12 protein-coding genes are annotated in these 14979 nt (G+C 59.6%); all 12 read right to left on the bottom strand.

Annotated elements, in window-relative coordinates; genetic code table 11:
- Positions 1–74: 74 nt before the first annotated feature.
- The 12 genes from dnaE to uppS all read right to left on the bottom strand — a co-directional run bounded on the left by dnaE (position 75) and on the right by uppS (position 14977).
- Positions 75–3596, bottom strand: a complete 3522-nt coding sequence (gene dnaE, locus NF676_RS06080; protein ID WP_122747625.1) for a DNA polymerase III subunit alpha — start codon at positions 3594–3596, stop codon at positions 75–77.
- 76 nt (positions 3597–3672) lie between these two features.
- On the bottom strand, positions 3673–4299 hold the full coding sequence (rnhB, locus tag NF676_RS06075; RefSeq protein WP_016771466.1) for a ribonuclease HII: 627 nt from the start codon (positions 4297–4299) through the stop codon (positions 3673–3675).
- 11 nt (positions 4300–4310) lie between these two features.
- Positions 4311–5441 carry a lipid-A-disaccharide synthase gene (gene lpxB, locus NF676_RS06070; protein ID WP_431078345.1) on the bottom strand — a complete coding sequence of 377 codons (1131 nt, stop codon included), beginning with the start codon at positions 5439–5441 and terminating at the stop codon, positions 4311–4313.
- 2 nt (positions 5442–5443) lie between these two features.
- Positions 5444–6220, bottom strand: a complete 777-nt coding sequence (gene lpxA, locus NF676_RS06065) for an acyl-ACP--UDP-N-acetylglucosamine O-acyltransferase (RefSeq protein ID WP_016771468.1) — start codon at positions 6218–6220, stop codon at positions 5444–5446.
- Complete coding sequence (gene fabZ, locus NF676_RS06060; RefSeq protein ID WP_016771469.1) at positions 6217–6657, bottom strand: 3-hydroxyacyl-ACP dehydratase FabZ; 441 nt, start codon at positions 6655–6657, stop codon at positions 6217–6219. Before fabZ ends, lpxA begins: the two co-directional genes overlap by 4 nt.
- Positions 6658–6763: 106 nt before the next feature.
- Positions 6764–7819: a UDP-3-O-(3-hydroxymyristoyl)glucosamine N-acyltransferase gene (lpxD, locus tag NF676_RS06055; RefSeq protein WP_056783213.1), complete on the bottom strand. Its 1056-nt coding sequence runs from the start codon at positions 7817–7819 to the stop codon at positions 6764–6766.
- Between the two features lie 3 nt (positions 7820–7822).
- The gene (locus NF676_RS06050) at positions 7823–8326 is read right to left on the bottom strand and encodes an OmpH/Skp family outer membrane protein (RefSeq protein ID WP_003222140.1); all 504 of its coding nucleotides are present in this window, start codon (positions 8324–8326) and stop codon (positions 7823–7825) included.
- Between the two features lie 45 nt (positions 8327–8371).
- Entirely contained in the window at positions 8372–10747 is a 2376-nt protein-coding gene (bamA, locus tag NF676_RS06045) for an outer membrane protein assembly factor BamA (protein ID WP_041478127.1), read from the bottom strand.
- A 74-nt stretch (positions 10748–10821) separates the two neighbouring features.
- The gene (gene rseP / locus NF676_RS06040) at positions 10822–12174 is read right to left on the bottom strand and encodes a sigma E protease regulator RseP (RefSeq protein ID WP_056783211.1); all 1353 of its coding nucleotides are present in this window, start codon (positions 12172–12174) and stop codon (positions 10822–10824) included.
- Positions 12175–12228: 54 nt separating this feature from the next.
- Positions 12229–13419, bottom strand: a complete 1191-nt coding sequence (ispC, locus tag NF676_RS06035; RefSeq protein WP_252877523.1) for a 1-deoxy-D-xylulose-5-phosphate reductoisomerase — start codon at positions 13417–13419, stop codon at positions 12229–12231.
- Complete coding sequence (locus tag NF676_RS06030) at positions 13416–14222, bottom strand: phosphatidate cytidylyltransferase (RefSeq protein WP_016771474.1); 807 nt, start codon at positions 14220–14222, stop codon at positions 13416–13418. The genes ispC and NF676_RS06030 overlap by 4 nt, the downstream gene beginning before the upstream one ends.
- A complete protein-coding gene (gene uppS / locus NF676_RS06025) occupies positions 14222–14977 on the bottom strand; it encodes a polyprenyl diphosphate synthase (RefSeq protein WP_016771475.1) in 756 nt (251 codons plus the stop codon). The genes NF676_RS06030 and uppS overlap by 1 nt, the downstream gene beginning before the upstream one ends.
- Between the last annotated feature and the right edge of the window lie 2 nt (positions 14978–14979).

Below are 14979 nucleotides of genomic sequence, written 5' to 3'. Positions count from 1 at the left end.
CTTAAGGGAGAGGCGCGCTGAGGTCGAGATTAAAAATTCAGGTTGTGGGCAAGCGCAATGATGGCACTTGCCGGTCAACGGTATTGGAGGAAGACGTTGTCTCGCCCGAACTGGTCACGCAGGGCTTGAATCAAGGTATCCGCCGGGTCGATCCGCCAGGTCTCGCCGAACTGCAGCAAGGTCTTCGCATCCGGGCTGGTGTACTCCATGGTCACCGGGCACGCGCCGCGATGACGCTTGAGCAGTTCGCCCAACCAGCGTAGCTGATCGCCTTTCAGATCCTGGGTGTGCAGCTTCAGGCGCAGGCTCTCGGCCAGATTGGTGCGCGCATCTTCCATGCTCATCACGCGCTTGACCCGCAGGCGCAGGCCGCCGGAGAAGTCGTCATTGCTGACCTCGCCTTCGACCACCACCATCGCGTCGGTCTGCAGCAGCGACTGCGCCGAATGGAACGCATCGGCAAACAGCGACGCTTCGATCCGTCCGGAGCGGTCGTCGAGGGTGATGAAGCCCATCTTGTCGCCCTTCTTGTTCTTCATCACCCGCAGGGCAATGATCATCCCCGCCACCGTCTGCGTATCGCGCGCCGGTTTCAGGTCGATGATGCGCTGACGGGCGAAGCGGCGGATTTCGCCTTCGTATTCGTCGATCGGGTGACCGGTCAGGTACAGGCCCAGGGTGTCTTTTTCACCCTTGAGGCGTTCCTTGAGGGTCAGTTCCTTGGCTTTGCGATGAGACGCGTAAACGTCGGCGTCTTCTTCGACGAACAAGCCGCCAAACAGGTCGGCGTGGCCACTGTCGTGGGTTCGCGCGGTCTGCTCGGCCGCCTTGATCGCCTCTTCCATCGCCGCCAGCAATACCGCGCGGTTACGGTCGATGTTGGCCTGATAGGCCTTTTGTTCGTCGTGGAAATACGGGCCGAGGCGATCCAGCGCACCGCTGCGGATCAGTCCATCGAGGGTGCGCTTGTTGATGCGCTTGAGGTCGACCCGCGCGCAGAAATCGAACAGATCCTTGAACGGACCGGCCTGTCGCGCTTCGGTGATCGCTTCCACCGGACCTTCACCGACACCCTTGATCGCGCCGAGGCCATAAACGATACGGCCGTCGTCGTTCACCGTGAACTTGAACTCCGAAGTGTTCACGTCCGGCGCGTCGAGACGCAGCTTCATCGTCCGCACTTCCTCGATCAAGGTCACGACCTTGTCGGTGTTGTGCATATCCGCCGAAAGTACCGCGGCCATGAACGGCGCCGGGTAGTGAGCTTTCAGCCAAGCGGTCTGGTATGACACCAGGCCGTAAGCGGCGGAGTGGGACTTGTTGAAGCCGTAACCGGCGAATTTTTCCACCAGGTCGAAAATGTTACCGGCAAGATCCGCGTCGATCCCGTTGGTCGCGCAGCCCTCGATGAAGCCGCCGCGCTGCTTGGCCATTTCTTCGGGCTTTTTCTTACCCATCGCCCGACGCAGCATGTCCGCACCGCCGAGGGTGTAACCGGCCATGACCTGGGCAATCTGCATCACCTGTTCCTGATACAGGATGATGCCGTAAGTCGGCGCCAGTACCGGCTTGAGCCCGTCGTACTGGTAGTCCGAGTGCGGATAGGCCAGTTCGGCGCGACCGTGCTTACGGTTGATGAAGTCGTCCACCATGCCCGATTGCAGCGGACCGGGACGGAACAGTGCAACGAGTGCGATCAAGTCTTCCAGGCAGTCGGGCTTGAGCTTTTTGATCAGCTCTTTCATGCCCCGGGATTCAAGCTGGAACACCGCCGTGGTTTCGGCTTTTTGCAGCAACTGATAGGTCGGCTTGTCGTCGAGCGGGATAAAGGCGATATCCAGCGGCGGCTCGTTGACCTTGGCGCGGTCGCGGTTGATGGTTTTCAGCGCCCAGTCGATGATCGTCAGGGTACGCAGGCCGAGGAAGTCGAACTTCACCAGACCGGCGGCCTCAACGTCGTCCTTGTCGAACTGGGTCACCAGACCGTCACCGGCCTCGTCGCAATAGATCGGCGAGAAGTCGGTGAGTTTGGTCGGTGCGATCACCACACCACCGGCGTGCTTGCCGACGTTACGCACCACGCCCTCAAGCTTGCGCGCCATCTCCCAGATTTCCGCTGCTTCTTCATCGACCTTGATGAAGTCGCGCAGGATTTCTTCCTGTTCGTAGGCTTTTTCCAGGGTCATGCCGACTTCGAACGGAATCATCTTCGACAGACGATCCGCCAGGCCATAGGACTTGCCCTGCACCCGCGCCACGTCACGGACCACAGCCTTGGCGGCCATGGAACCGAAGGTGATGATCTGGCTCACCGCGTTGCGGCCGTACTTTTCGGCCACGTAATCGATCACCCGGTCACGACCGTCCATGCAGAAGTCGACGTCGAAGTCGGGCATGGAAACCCGTTCCGGGTTGAGGAAACGTTCGAACAGCAGGTCATATTCCAGCGGGTCGAGGTCGGTGATCTTCTGTACGTAAGCCACCAGCGATCCGGCACCCGACCCACGGCCAGGACCTACCGGAACGCCGTTGTTCTTGGCCCACTGGATAAAGTCCATCACGATCAGGAAGTAACCGGGGAAGCCCATCTGGATGATGATATCCAGCTCGAAATTCAAGCGGTCGACGTAGACCTGACGCTTGGCTTCGTAGTCTTCAGTAGTGTCTTTGGGCAGCAGCACAGCCAAGCGTTCTTCGAGACCTTCGAAGGAGACCTTGCGGAAATATTCGTCGATGGTCATGCCATCGGGAATCGGGAAGTTGGGCAGGAAGTGTGTGCCCAGCTTCACTTCGATGTTGCAGCGCTTGGCGATCTCGACGGTGTTTTCGATGGCGTCGGGAATATCGCTGAACAGCTCGAGCATTTCCTCGGCGCTTTTCAGGTATTGCTGATCGCTGTAATTCTTCGAACGACGCGGGTCATCGAGGGCGCGGCCCTCACCGATGCACACACGAGTTTCGTGGGCGGCGAAGTCTTCCTGCTTGATGAAACGCACATCGTTGGTCGCCACCAGCGGTGCGCCAAGCTTGTCGGCCAGTGCCACGGCGCCGTGCAGCTGTTCTTCATCGTTGGGGCGGTTGGTGCGCTGGATTTCCAGATAGAAGCGATCCGGGAACACCGCCATCCACTCGCGCGCCAGCGCTTCGGCTTCCGCCGGATTGCCGCCGATCATGGCCATGCCGATCTCGCCTTCTTTGGCGGCGGACAGCATGATCAAACCTTCGTTGGCCTCGGCCACCCACTCGCGCTCGACGATGACCATGCCGTTGCGCTGGCCTTCGATGAAGCCACGCGAGATCAATTCGGTGAGATTGCGATAACCCTGAGCGTTCATCACCAGCAGGCTGAGGCGGCTCAGCGGTGCATCCGGGTCCTTGTTCGCCAGCCACAGGTCGGCGCCGCAGATCGGCTTGATGCCGGCGCCCATGGCGTTTTTATAGAACTTGACCAGGGAACACATGTTGTTCTGGTCGGTGACCGCGACCGCCGGCATGTTCATGGCGGTCAGCGCCTTGACCAGCGGCTTGATCCGCACCAGCCCGTCGACCAGGGAGTATTCAGTGTGCAGGCGTAGATGAACGAATGAAGCCGGCATAGTGATCCTGTCCAGTTACATAGAGACAACGAGGCCCGGATTGTACCGGGCCTCGAATAAAACATCAGCCTTGCGCCTAAACCTGCGTCAGGCTTTCCCGCGCCTCGTAAGCCAGGCGTACCGGGGCGAACGAGCGGCGGTGAATCGGCGTCGGGCCGAGCCGCGCCAGTGCTTCCAGATGAACGGGCGTCGGGTAGCCTTTATGGCCGCCGATGCCGTAGCCCGGGTAGATCAATTCGAACGCCGCCATTTCGCGGTCACGACTGACCTTGGCCAGAATCGACGCCGCCGCGATCGCCGGCACCTTGCCGTCGCCCTGAATCACCGCCTCGGCACGCATCGGCAGATGCGGGCAGCGGTTACCGTCGATCATCGCCAGTTTCGGCTGAATGTGCAGACCGGCAACCGCGCGCTGCATGGCCAGCATGGTCGCGTGGAGGATATTCAGATCGTCGATTTCTTCGACTTCGGCGCGAGCGATGCACCAGCTCAGCGCCTTTTCGCAGATCTCGTCATAGAGCTTTTCGCGCTTGGCTTCGGTGAGTTTTTTCGAATCGTCGAGGCCGAGGATCGGCCGGTTCGGATCGAGAATCACTGCCGCCGTCACCACCGCACCGCACAACGGACCACGACCGACTTCATCAACACCGGCGACCAGTTCTTCGACTTCGGCGACCAGGGTGAAATCCAGGCCCATTTGCATGCTTGTCTTGCTCATTGTGGTTTGCCGATCAGGTCAAGGACGGCTTGCGCCGCCTGATTGGAAGCATCGCGCCGCAGCGTGCGGTGGATCTCGTCGAAACCGCGGGTCTGTTCATCACCGCCATCGATCAATGGCGACAGTGTCTGCGCCAAGGCTTCGACAGTCGCATCATCCTGCAACAACTCCGGCACCAGCAAGCGCTGGGCGAGCAAGTTGGGCAGCGACACGTACGGACTCTTGACCATGCGTTTGAGAATCCAGTACGTCAGCGGCGCCAACCGATAGGCCACCACCATCGGCCGCTTATACAGCAGCGCTTCAAGGGTAGCAGTGCCGGAGGCGATCAACACGGCGTTGCACGCGGCGAGGGCCAAGTGGGATTTACCGTCGAGCAAGGTTACCGGCAAATCCCGGCCAGCAAGCAAGGCCTCGAGTTGCACCCGGCGTTCCGCGTTTGCACAAGGAATGACAAAGCGCACGCCCGGACGCATGCCGCGCAGACGTTCGGCGGTGTCGAGGAACAGCGCACCGAGGCGACTGACTTCCCCGCCACGGCTGCCCGGCATCAGCGCTACCAGCGGGCCGTCGGCCAATCCCAGTTCGGTGCGTGCAGCGGCGCGGTCGGCTTGCAGCGGAATGGTATCGGCCAAGGTGTGACCGACGAAACGCACCGGCACGCCTTTCTCTTCGTAGAATTTCGCCTCGAACGGCAACAGGGTCAGCATCAGATCGCAACCTTCGCGGATCTTCAGCACCCGCTTCTGCCGCCACGCCCATACCGACGGGCTGACGTAATGCACGGTCTTGATCCCGGCCTGACGCAGCTTGAGTTCGATATTGAGGTTGAAATCCGGCGCATCGATGCCGATGAACACGTCCGGCTTCGCGGCGATCAGTGTGGCAATCAGCTCTTTGCGGCGCTTGAGCAATTCACGCAGCCGACCGAGGACCTCTACCAGCCCCATGACCGACAAGCGCTCCATGGGAAAGTACGAGGTCAGGCCTTCGGCCTGCATCAGCGGACCGCCGACGCCGATGAACTCGACTGCCGGGTGCTGTGCCTTGAGCGCGCGCATGAGGCCGGCGCCGAGAATGTCACCGGAAGCCTCACCCGCCACCAGCGCAATACGCAGACTGGCCATGATCAGCGGGTGATGCCGCGAGTCGACGCCTGGATCGAATCGCGGAACACGGCGACTTCAGGGAACTGCGCAGACGGTTCTGCCAGCTCTGCCAGCGCCTGCTCGACCGTCAGGCCTTGGCGGTAGACAGTCTTGTAGGCGCGGCGCAGCGCATGAATCGCGTCTTCGCTGAAACCGCGACGGCGCATGCCTTCGAAGTTCATGCTGCGCGCTTCGGCGGGGTTGCCGAATACGGTGACGAACGCCGGAACGTCCTTGCCGATCGCTGTGCCCATGCCGGAAAAGCTGTGGGCGCCGATGTGGCAGTACTGATGCACCAGGGTAAAACCGGAGAGGATCGCCCAGTCGTCAACGTGTACATGCCCGGCCAACGCAGTGTTGTTGACCAGAATGCAGTGATTGCCGATGACGCTGTCATGGCCGATGTGGGCATAGGCCATGATCAGGTTGTGATCACCCAGCGTGGTTTCCGAACGGTCCTGCACGGTGCCACGGTGAATGGTCACGCCTTCACGAATAACGTTGTGGTCGCCGATCACCAGGCGGGTTTCCTCGCCTTTGTACTTCAGATCCGGGGTGTCTTCGCCTACCGAAGAAAACTGGTAGATGCGATTGTGTTTACCAATGCGGGTCGGCCCCTTGAGGATCACATGCGGCCCGATCACGGTACCCTCGCCGATTTCCACACCTGCGCCGATGATCGACCACGGGCCGACCTCGACGCCGTCAGCCAGAACGGCGGACGGATCGATGATTGCGCGAGGGTCAATCAAACTCATACTTTCTGTTCCGCGCAGATGATTTCTGCCGAGCAGACCGGCTTGCCGTCCACCGAAGCCTGGCATTCGAACTTCCAGATCTTGCGCTTGCAGCTGATGAAAGTCGCTTCAAGGATCAACTGATCGCCCGGCTTGACTGGCTGGCGGAAGCGCAGCTTGTCGGAACCGACGAAGTAATACAGGGTGCCGTCGGCCGGTTTGACGTCGAGCATCTTGAAACCGAGGATCCCGGCAGCCTGAGCCATCGCCTCGATGATCAGCACGCCCGGCATGATTGGATGCGCAGGGAAGTGACCATTGAAGAACGGTTCATTGATGCTGACATTCTTGTAGGCGCGAATTCGCTTGCCTTCAGTGTCCAGTTCCACCACCCGGTCCACCAGCAGGAACGGGTAACGGTGAGGCAGGTATTCGCGAATCTCGTTGATGTCCATCATTTCAGGGGAAAGCCTATGTAAAGATTGGGAGCGCGACTGACGCGCACTCCTCTAGCAAATCAAGGAGGCAGTCCAGAGGCTGTGCACACTTGATATGGAAATGGTATCAGCCATCAGATGAAGCATTACCGTCAGGGGTCACTTCCCCAACGCGCTTTTCCAGCTGTTTCAACCGTCGCGCGATGTCATCGAGCTGACGGATTCGGGCCGCGCTTTTGCGCCATTCGGCCGCCGGTTGCATGGCTGTGCCGGAAGAATAGGCGCCCGGCTCGGTAATCGAGTGAGTCACCATGGTCATCCCGGTCAGGAAAACGTTGTCGCAAATATCAATGTGGCCGACCAGACCAACACCGCCGGCGAGCATGCAGTGCTTGCCGATCTTGGTGCTGCCGGAAATGCCAACGCATGCAGCCATGGCGGTGTGATCACCGACCTGGACGTTGTGCGCGATCTGAATCTGGTTGTCGAGCTTCACACCGTTGCCGATCACAGTATCGGCCAGAGCGCCGCGGTCGATGGCGGTGTTCACGCCAATCTCGACATCGTCGCCGATGGTCACGCCACCGATCTGGGCGATTTTCTGCCAGACACCTTTCTCGTTGGCGAAGCCGAAGCCCTCACCGCCGATCACTGCGCCGGACTGAATAACCACACGCTTGCCGATGCGCACATCGTGATAGAGCGTGACGCGCGGAGCCAGCCAGCCGCCTTCACCGATTTCGCTGCGGGCGCCGACTACGCAATGCGCGCCCAGCGTGACCTGAGCAGCGATGCGTGCACCGGCTTCGATCACCACGAACGGACCGATGCTGGCACTTGGATCAACCACTGCGTCCGCCGCGATCACCGCTGTCGGATGAATCCCGCCAGCCGCTTTTGGCTTTGGATCGAACAGATGCGAGATGCGTGCATAGGCCAGGTAAGGGTCCGGCACCACCAGGGCATTACCGGCAAAACCCTCAGCGTCGGCTTCCTTGAGCAGCAGTGCAGCTGCTTGAGAACCGGCCAGGTATTTGCGGTATTGGGGATTTGCCAGAAAGCTCAACTGAGCTGGGCCAGCCTCTTGCAAAGTGGCTAGCCCAGTAATTTGCGTCTCGGGGTCGCCACGCAGGGTGGCGCCGAGGTGCTCGGCCAACTGGCCGAGCCTGATAGTCACGGTCATGGGTTACTTCAGCTGATTCATGCGCTCGATAACCTGGCGCGTGATGTCGTACTGAGGTTTGACATCGATGACTGCGCCACGCTCGAACACCAGGTCAAAACCACCTTTTTTGATGACTTCTTCCACGGCACTGTCCAGTTTCGGCTTCAGTTGCTTGAGCATTTCACGGTCGGCAACGGCTTTGGCTTCATTCAGTTCCTTGGACTGGAACTGGAAGTCGCGGGCCTTTTGCTTGAATTCCAGCTCCAGGCGCTCACGCTCGCCCTGCTGCATTTTGTCGCCACCGGCCATCAGACGGTCCTGAATGCCTTTGGCGCTGCTTTCCAGGGTTTTCAGCTTGGTCAGTTGCGGACCGAACTTCTTCTCTGCATCCACCGCGTACTTCTTCGCCGCGTCGGATTCCAGCAGAGCCATCTGATAGTTCAGCACGGCAATTTTCATGTCGGCGAACGCCGGGCCTGCCACCAGTACGGAGGCCAGGAGAACCAATTGAGTCAACTTACGCACGATGCACTCCTACAAAATCCATTGTCGTTATCTTGGGTCAGACGCTTAGAACGTCTGGCCGAGGGAGAATTGGAACACTTGAGTTTCAGCGTCATCCGGTTTCTTGATCGGCATCGCCAGGGCGAAGCTCAACGGCCCCAGTGCGGTGACCCAGGTCACGCCGACACCGACGGAACTGGCCATGTTGCTCAGACTGATGTCGTTGCACTTGGTGTTGGACGACGAACCATTGGCGTTCGTAGTGTCCTTGCACTGCGAGTCAAACACGTTACCGACATCCCAGAAGACCGAAGTCCGCAGGGAACGCTGATCCTTGACGAATGGCAGCGGGAACAGGACTTCCACGCCACCCTGGATCAGGACGTTACCACCGAACGGCAGCGGATCCTGGTCCGGGTCTGCAATAGTGCCCGGGTTGTTACCACGGCTCGGCGTACTACGCGGGCCGAGGGTGCTGTCCTTGAAGCCACGAACCGAGTTGAAACCACCGGCATAGTAGTTTTCATAGAACGGCAGACCATCGGTCGAACCGTAACCATCGCCATAACCGAGTTCGGAGTGCAGGCGCAGTGTGTAGTTTTCGGTGATCGGCTGGAACAGCTGACCACGGTAGTCAAGTTTGAAGAACGACAGGTCGCTGCCAGGAATGGTGGTTTCCAGGGTCAGGCTCTGGGAACGACCACGGGTCGGCAACACGCCTTTGTTCAGGGTCGACTCGGACCAACCGGCCGAGGCCTTGAAGTTCAGGTAGTTGTCGCCTTCCTTCTCGACGAAATCGAAAATCTCGTCAACGGTATAGCGACCGGTGTTGATCTTGTCCTGCTGGGCAGACAGACCGAACGTCAGACGCGAAGTCTCACTGATCGGGTAGCCAACGTTCACGCCCGCACCGAGGCTGTCTACCGCATAGCTGGAAATATCGGCATCGAGTTCATCGTAGTCGGTGGTGCGATAGAACGCGTTGTAACCCAGGCTCACGCCGTCGGCGGTCCAGTAGGGGTCAACGTAGCCGAAGTTGTAGCGGCTCTGGTATTCGCTGCGGGTCAGGCCGATGCTGACGCGGTTACCGGTACCCAAGAAGTTGTTCTGGGTGATCGAACCACCGAGGATCAGACCGGCGCTCTGGGCGAAACCAACGCTGGCGGTGATCGAACCGGAAGCCTGTTCTTCAACGGCGTAGTTCACATCAACCTGGTCGTCGACACCTGGCACGGCCGGGGTTTCAACGTTGACTTCCTTGAAGAAGCCCAGACGCTCAAGACGGGTCTTGGACTGGTCGATCAGGTAGGTCGAAGCCCAGCCACCTTCCATCTGACGCATTTCACGACGCAGCACTTCGTCCTCGGACTTGGTGTTGCCACGGAAATTGATGCGGTTTACGTAGGCACGCTTGCCCGGATCGACAGCGAAGAGGATGTCCACAGTGTGGTCATCATCGTGCGGCTGAGGCACGCCGTTGACGTTGGCGAAGGTGTAGCCCTCGTTACCCAGACGACGGGTGATCAGCTCGGAGGTGGTGGTCATCAGCTTACGCGAGAACACCTGGCCCTTCTGCACGAGCAACAGCGACTTGATCTGGTCTTCAGGGACTTTCAGGTCACCGCTGAGCTTGACGTCACGAACGGTGTACTTCTCGCCTTCGGTGACGTTGACAGTAATGTAGACGTGCTTCTTGTCCGGGGTAATCGATACCTGGGTCGAAGCGATGTCCATGTTGATATAGCCGCGGTCCAGATAGTAGGAACGCAGACGCTCCAGGTCACCGGAAAGTTTTTCACGGGCATATTTGTCATCGTTCTTGAAGAACGACAGCCAGTTGGTGGTTTTCAGTTCGAACAGGTCGGTCAGGTCTTCCTCAGGGAAAACCGTATTGCCTACCACGTTGATGTGCTGAATGGCGGCAACGGTACCTTCGTTGATCTTCACCTTCAGACCCACGCGGTTACGCGGCTGCGAAACCACTTCGGTGTCAACGGTTGCCGAGTAGCGACCCTGAGCGACGTACTGACGTTGCAGTTCGTTACGCACACCCTCCAGGGTGGCGCGCTGGAAGATTTCGCCTTCGGCCAGACCGGATTGCTTGAGGCCTTTCATCAGGTCTTCAGTAGAGATCGCCTTGTTCCCTTCGATCTCGATACTGGCGACCGATGGACGCTCAACCACGGTGATGACCAGAACGTTGCCTTCGCGGCCCAGCTGGATATCTTGAAAGAAACCGGTTTTGAACAACGCACGAGTGGATTCCACCAGGCGACGATCATCCGCCTGCTCGCCGACGTTCAACGGCAAGGCACCAAAGACGCTACCCGCGGAGACCCGCTGGAGGCCATTGACGCGAATATCAGAGATAGTGAAGGACTCGGCGTGAACTTCGGCGATCATCAATACGGTGAGAACCGCAGTTAGCAGCAGACGTTTCATGAAGTCCTTTCTTATTCCAACTGGCAATAAACAAACTTCCGCAAAATGCGGCAGATTCGCAATTCAGCGAAGCGTTACAGTCGACCCAGATCGTTGACCAGAGCAAGCAACATCACCCCGACCACCAAACTGATACCGATCTGTATCCCCCAACCTTGCACCCGATCCGACAAGGGGCGACCACGCACCCACTCGATCAGATAAAACAACAAATGCCCCCCATCCAGTACAGGAATGGGCAGCAAATTCAGAACGCCCAGGCTAATACTCAGATAAGCAAGGAAATTCAGGAAATCAGCGACGCCCGACTGGGCAGAAGCGCCCGCCACTTTAGCAATGGTTATCGGTCCACTCAAGTTTTTTACCGAGAGCTCGCCGAACAGCATTTTCTTCAGTGAATCCAGCGTCAGAATGCTCATGGTCCAAGTGCGACGGGCACCCTCGCCAATCGCGGCCAGCGGGCCATAGCTGACCTCGCGGATCATTTCCGGTGGCCAGTCGATGGCTTTGACGCCAGCGCCCAGATAACCGCTTGGCGATTTGCTTTCACCGCGCGCCGCCAGGGTCACGGGGACGTCGATTTGAGCATTGTCGCGCTCGATGCGCAGCATGATTTTGGTATCAGGACGCGTACGAACGGTATCAACCACCTGCTGCCAGTCACTCAGCGGCTGACCATCAAGAGCCAGCAAGCGATCGCCGGTTTTCAGCCCGGCGGCCTGGGCCGGACCTTTCGGGTCCAGCTCGGCAAGCACCGGCGGCAAGGCCGGACGCCAAGGACGAATGCCCAGCGAGCGGATCGGATCCGGCTCGTCGGCACCTTTTAGCCAGTTATCCAGTGCCAGCGTGCGGGGCGACTCGGCAGTAGAACCCTGCTCGCGCACCAGCAATTGAATGGCACCGCTTTCACCGAGACGACGCACCAGTTGCAGATTGACCGCAGCCCAACCGGACGTTGGCTCGCCATCGATCGAGACGATCTCCTGACCCGCGTTCAGACCAGCCTTGGCGGCAATGCTGCCAGACTCGACCGCGCCGATGACCGGACGCACCTGCTCGCTGCCGAGCATTGCCAGCACCCAGAAGAACACCAACGCCAGCAGGAAATTGGCAATCGGGCCGGCGGCAACAATAGCAATGCGCTGACGTACCGATTTGCGATTGAACGACTGATCGAGCTGATCGACCGGCACTTCGCCTTCGCGCTCGTCGAGCATCTTGACGTAGCCGCCCAGCGGAATCGCGGCGACCACGAACTCGGTGCCTTGCTTGTCATGCCAGCGCAGCAACGGCATGCCAAAGCCCACGGAGAAACGCAGAACCTTGACGCCACAGCGACGCGCGACCCAGAAGTGGCCGAATTCGTGGAAGGTGACCAGCACACCCAAGGCGATCAGGGTGCCGGCAATCATATAGAGCGCGCTCATCTACTTTCTCCGCAATCCTGTTCAGTGTCGCGTGTCGCCGTTGTGTTGCAAAAACTATCGGCCGTGCCGACTCAACCATTGCTCGGCCAGCAATCGCGCTTTCGCGTCCGCCGTAAATACGGCATCCAGATCGTTCAGCGCCACCACCGGCTCCAGATTCAAGACTTCCTCGATGATACTCGCGATTTCCAGGTAGCGAACCCGTCCGTCGAGAAACGCTGCAACTGCCACTTCATTGGCCGCGTTAAGCATCGCCGGCGCGCTGTCGCCGGCTTCGGCCGCCTGACGGGCCAAACGCAGACAGGGGAAACGGCTTTCATCGGGCGCTTCGAAATCCAGTCGTGCAATGGCGAACAGATCCAGTGGCGCTACGCCGGAATCGATACGCTCCGGCCAGGCCAGGGCATTGGCGATCGGGGTGCGCATGTCGGGGTTGCCCAATTGCGCCAGCACCGAGCCATCGACGTAATCCACCAGAGAATGGATCACGCTCTGCGGATGGATCACTACTTCGACCTGAGCCGGCTTGGCGTCGAACAACCAGCAGGCTTCGATCAGTTCCAGGCCCTTGTTCATCATGCTCGCTGAATCCACGGAAATCTTGCGCCCCATGGACCAGTTCGGATGTGCACACGCCTGCTCAGGCGAAACATTCGCCAGCTCGGACATCGGTGTCTGCCGGAAAGGCCCGCCAGAGGCTGTCAGCAAAATCCGCCGCACACCCACCGAGCTCAAGCCGCGGGCGAAATCCGCTGGCATGCATTGAAAAATCGCATTGTGTTCGCTGTCGATCGGCAGCAGTACCGAACCGCTTTTGCGCACGGCCTGCATGAACAGAGCGCCGGACATCACCAGCGCTTCTTTATTGGCCAGCAGAATTTTCTTGCCCGCCTCGACCGCCGCCAGTGTCGGACGCAGCCCGGCCGCACCGACGATGGCCGCCATTACTGCATCGACTTCGGGCGCGGAGGCAACCTGACACAGACCCTCCTCGCCTACCAGGACGCGAGTCGGCAAACCGGCTGCACGCAAGTCATCCTGCAAACCGCGCGCTGCGGCCACTTCAGGCACCACGGCAAACTGCGGCACATGACGCACGCACAAGGCGAACAACTCACTGAGGCGTGTGAAACCACTCAATGCAAAAACCTGATAACGCTCAGGATGACGCGCAATCACATCCAGGGTGCTCAGACCGATCGAACCGGTCGCACCCAACACCGTAATCTGCTGGGGACGACTCACGGTGCGGCCATCCAGAGCAATACGGCGAACACCGGAATGGCTGCGGTCAGGCTGTCGATGCGATCCAGCACGCCACCATGCCCGGGCAGCAGATTACTGCTGTCCTTGATGCCGGATTGGCGCTTGAACATGCTTTCGGTAAGGTCACCGACCACGGAAATAAAGACGATCACTGCAGCGCCGATCAGGCCTTTGAGCAGCTCGGCCACGGTCCAGTCGCGCACCAGCCCGACGATCGCAGTGATCACCAGACTCAGCGCCAGACCACCGTACACGCCTTCCCAGCTCTTGCCCGGGCTGACCTGCGGCGCGAGCTTGCGCTTGCCGAACTTGCGCCCGGAAAAGTAAGCGCCGATGTCCGCGCCCCAGACCAACACCATCACCGCCATGATCAACCAGTTACCCAGCGGGTACTGCTTGATCTGCACCAGACCCTGCCACGCAGGCAGCAGGATCAGCAGACCAATCAGCAGTTTGGTCGCCGCTGTGGACCAGTGCGCGCTGGAACGTGGATACGTCAGCACCAGATAAGTCGCAATCGCCCACCAGATCACCGATGCACCGAGCACCCAAGGCGCAAGGCCCGGCAGCACGTACATGACGAACAGCATCAAGGCGACCACGGCGGCAAAGCCGACGCGGAACGACTGTGCGGTGAAGCCGGCCAGACGCGCCCATTCCCACGCACCGAGACTGACTACCAGACCGATGAACAGCGCGAAGCCGGCACCTTTGAGCAGGAAAAACCCGCACAAGGCGATCGGCAGCAGGATCAGTGCAGTGATGATTCGTTGTTTAAGCATTAAACCCGGGCTCCAGCTTCGACCTGTTCGCTCGTTTTACCGAAGCGACGCTGGCGTGAAGCGAAATCGGCCAGCGCGGTGCGCATGGCGTCGTGTTTGAAGTCCGGCCAGAACAGGTCGGAGAAGTACAGCTCGGCGTAGGCCAGCTGCCACAGCAGGAAGTTGCTGATGCGATGCTCGCCACCGGTGCGGATGCACAGGTCAGGCAACGGCAGATCGCCGGTGGCCAGACAGGTCTGCAGCAGATCCGGGGTAATGTCCTCCGGGCGCAAGTGCCCGGCCTGGACTTCACGCGCCAGACGCTGCGCGGCCTGAGCGATATCCCACTGACCGCCATAGTTGGCGGCGATCTGCAGGACAAAGCGGTTGGCACCGACCGTCATGGCCTCGGCCTCGCGCATCGCCGCCTGAAGCTCAGGGTGGAAGCGCGAGCGATCGCCAATGATGCGCAGGCTGATGTTGTTGTCGTTGAGACGCTTGGCCTCACGACGCAGAGCCTTGAAGAATAGATCCATCAAGGCACTGACTTCATCGGCCGGGCGCTGCCAGTTTTCACTGGAGAAGGCGAACAGGGTCAGGACTTCGACCTTGGCCTCAGCGCACACCTCGATCACCGCCCGCACAGCATCCACGCCCGCTTTATGCCCGGCGACACCCGGCATAAAGCGTTTTTTCGCCCAGCGATTATTGCCATCCATGATGATCGCGACATGGCGCGGCACCGCGGACGGCGCAGTCTGCTTGGTCTTGTCCATTT

The sequence above is a fragment of the Pseudomonas siliginis genome (assembly GCF_024072275.1).
Taxonomy (GTDB): Bacteria; Pseudomonadota; Gammaproteobacteria; order Pseudomonadales; family Pseudomonadaceae; genus Aquipseudomonas; species Aquipseudomonas siliginis.
Note: the sequence above shows the minus strand (reverse complement) of the source record. Positions and strands in the feature narration are given on the sequence as shown.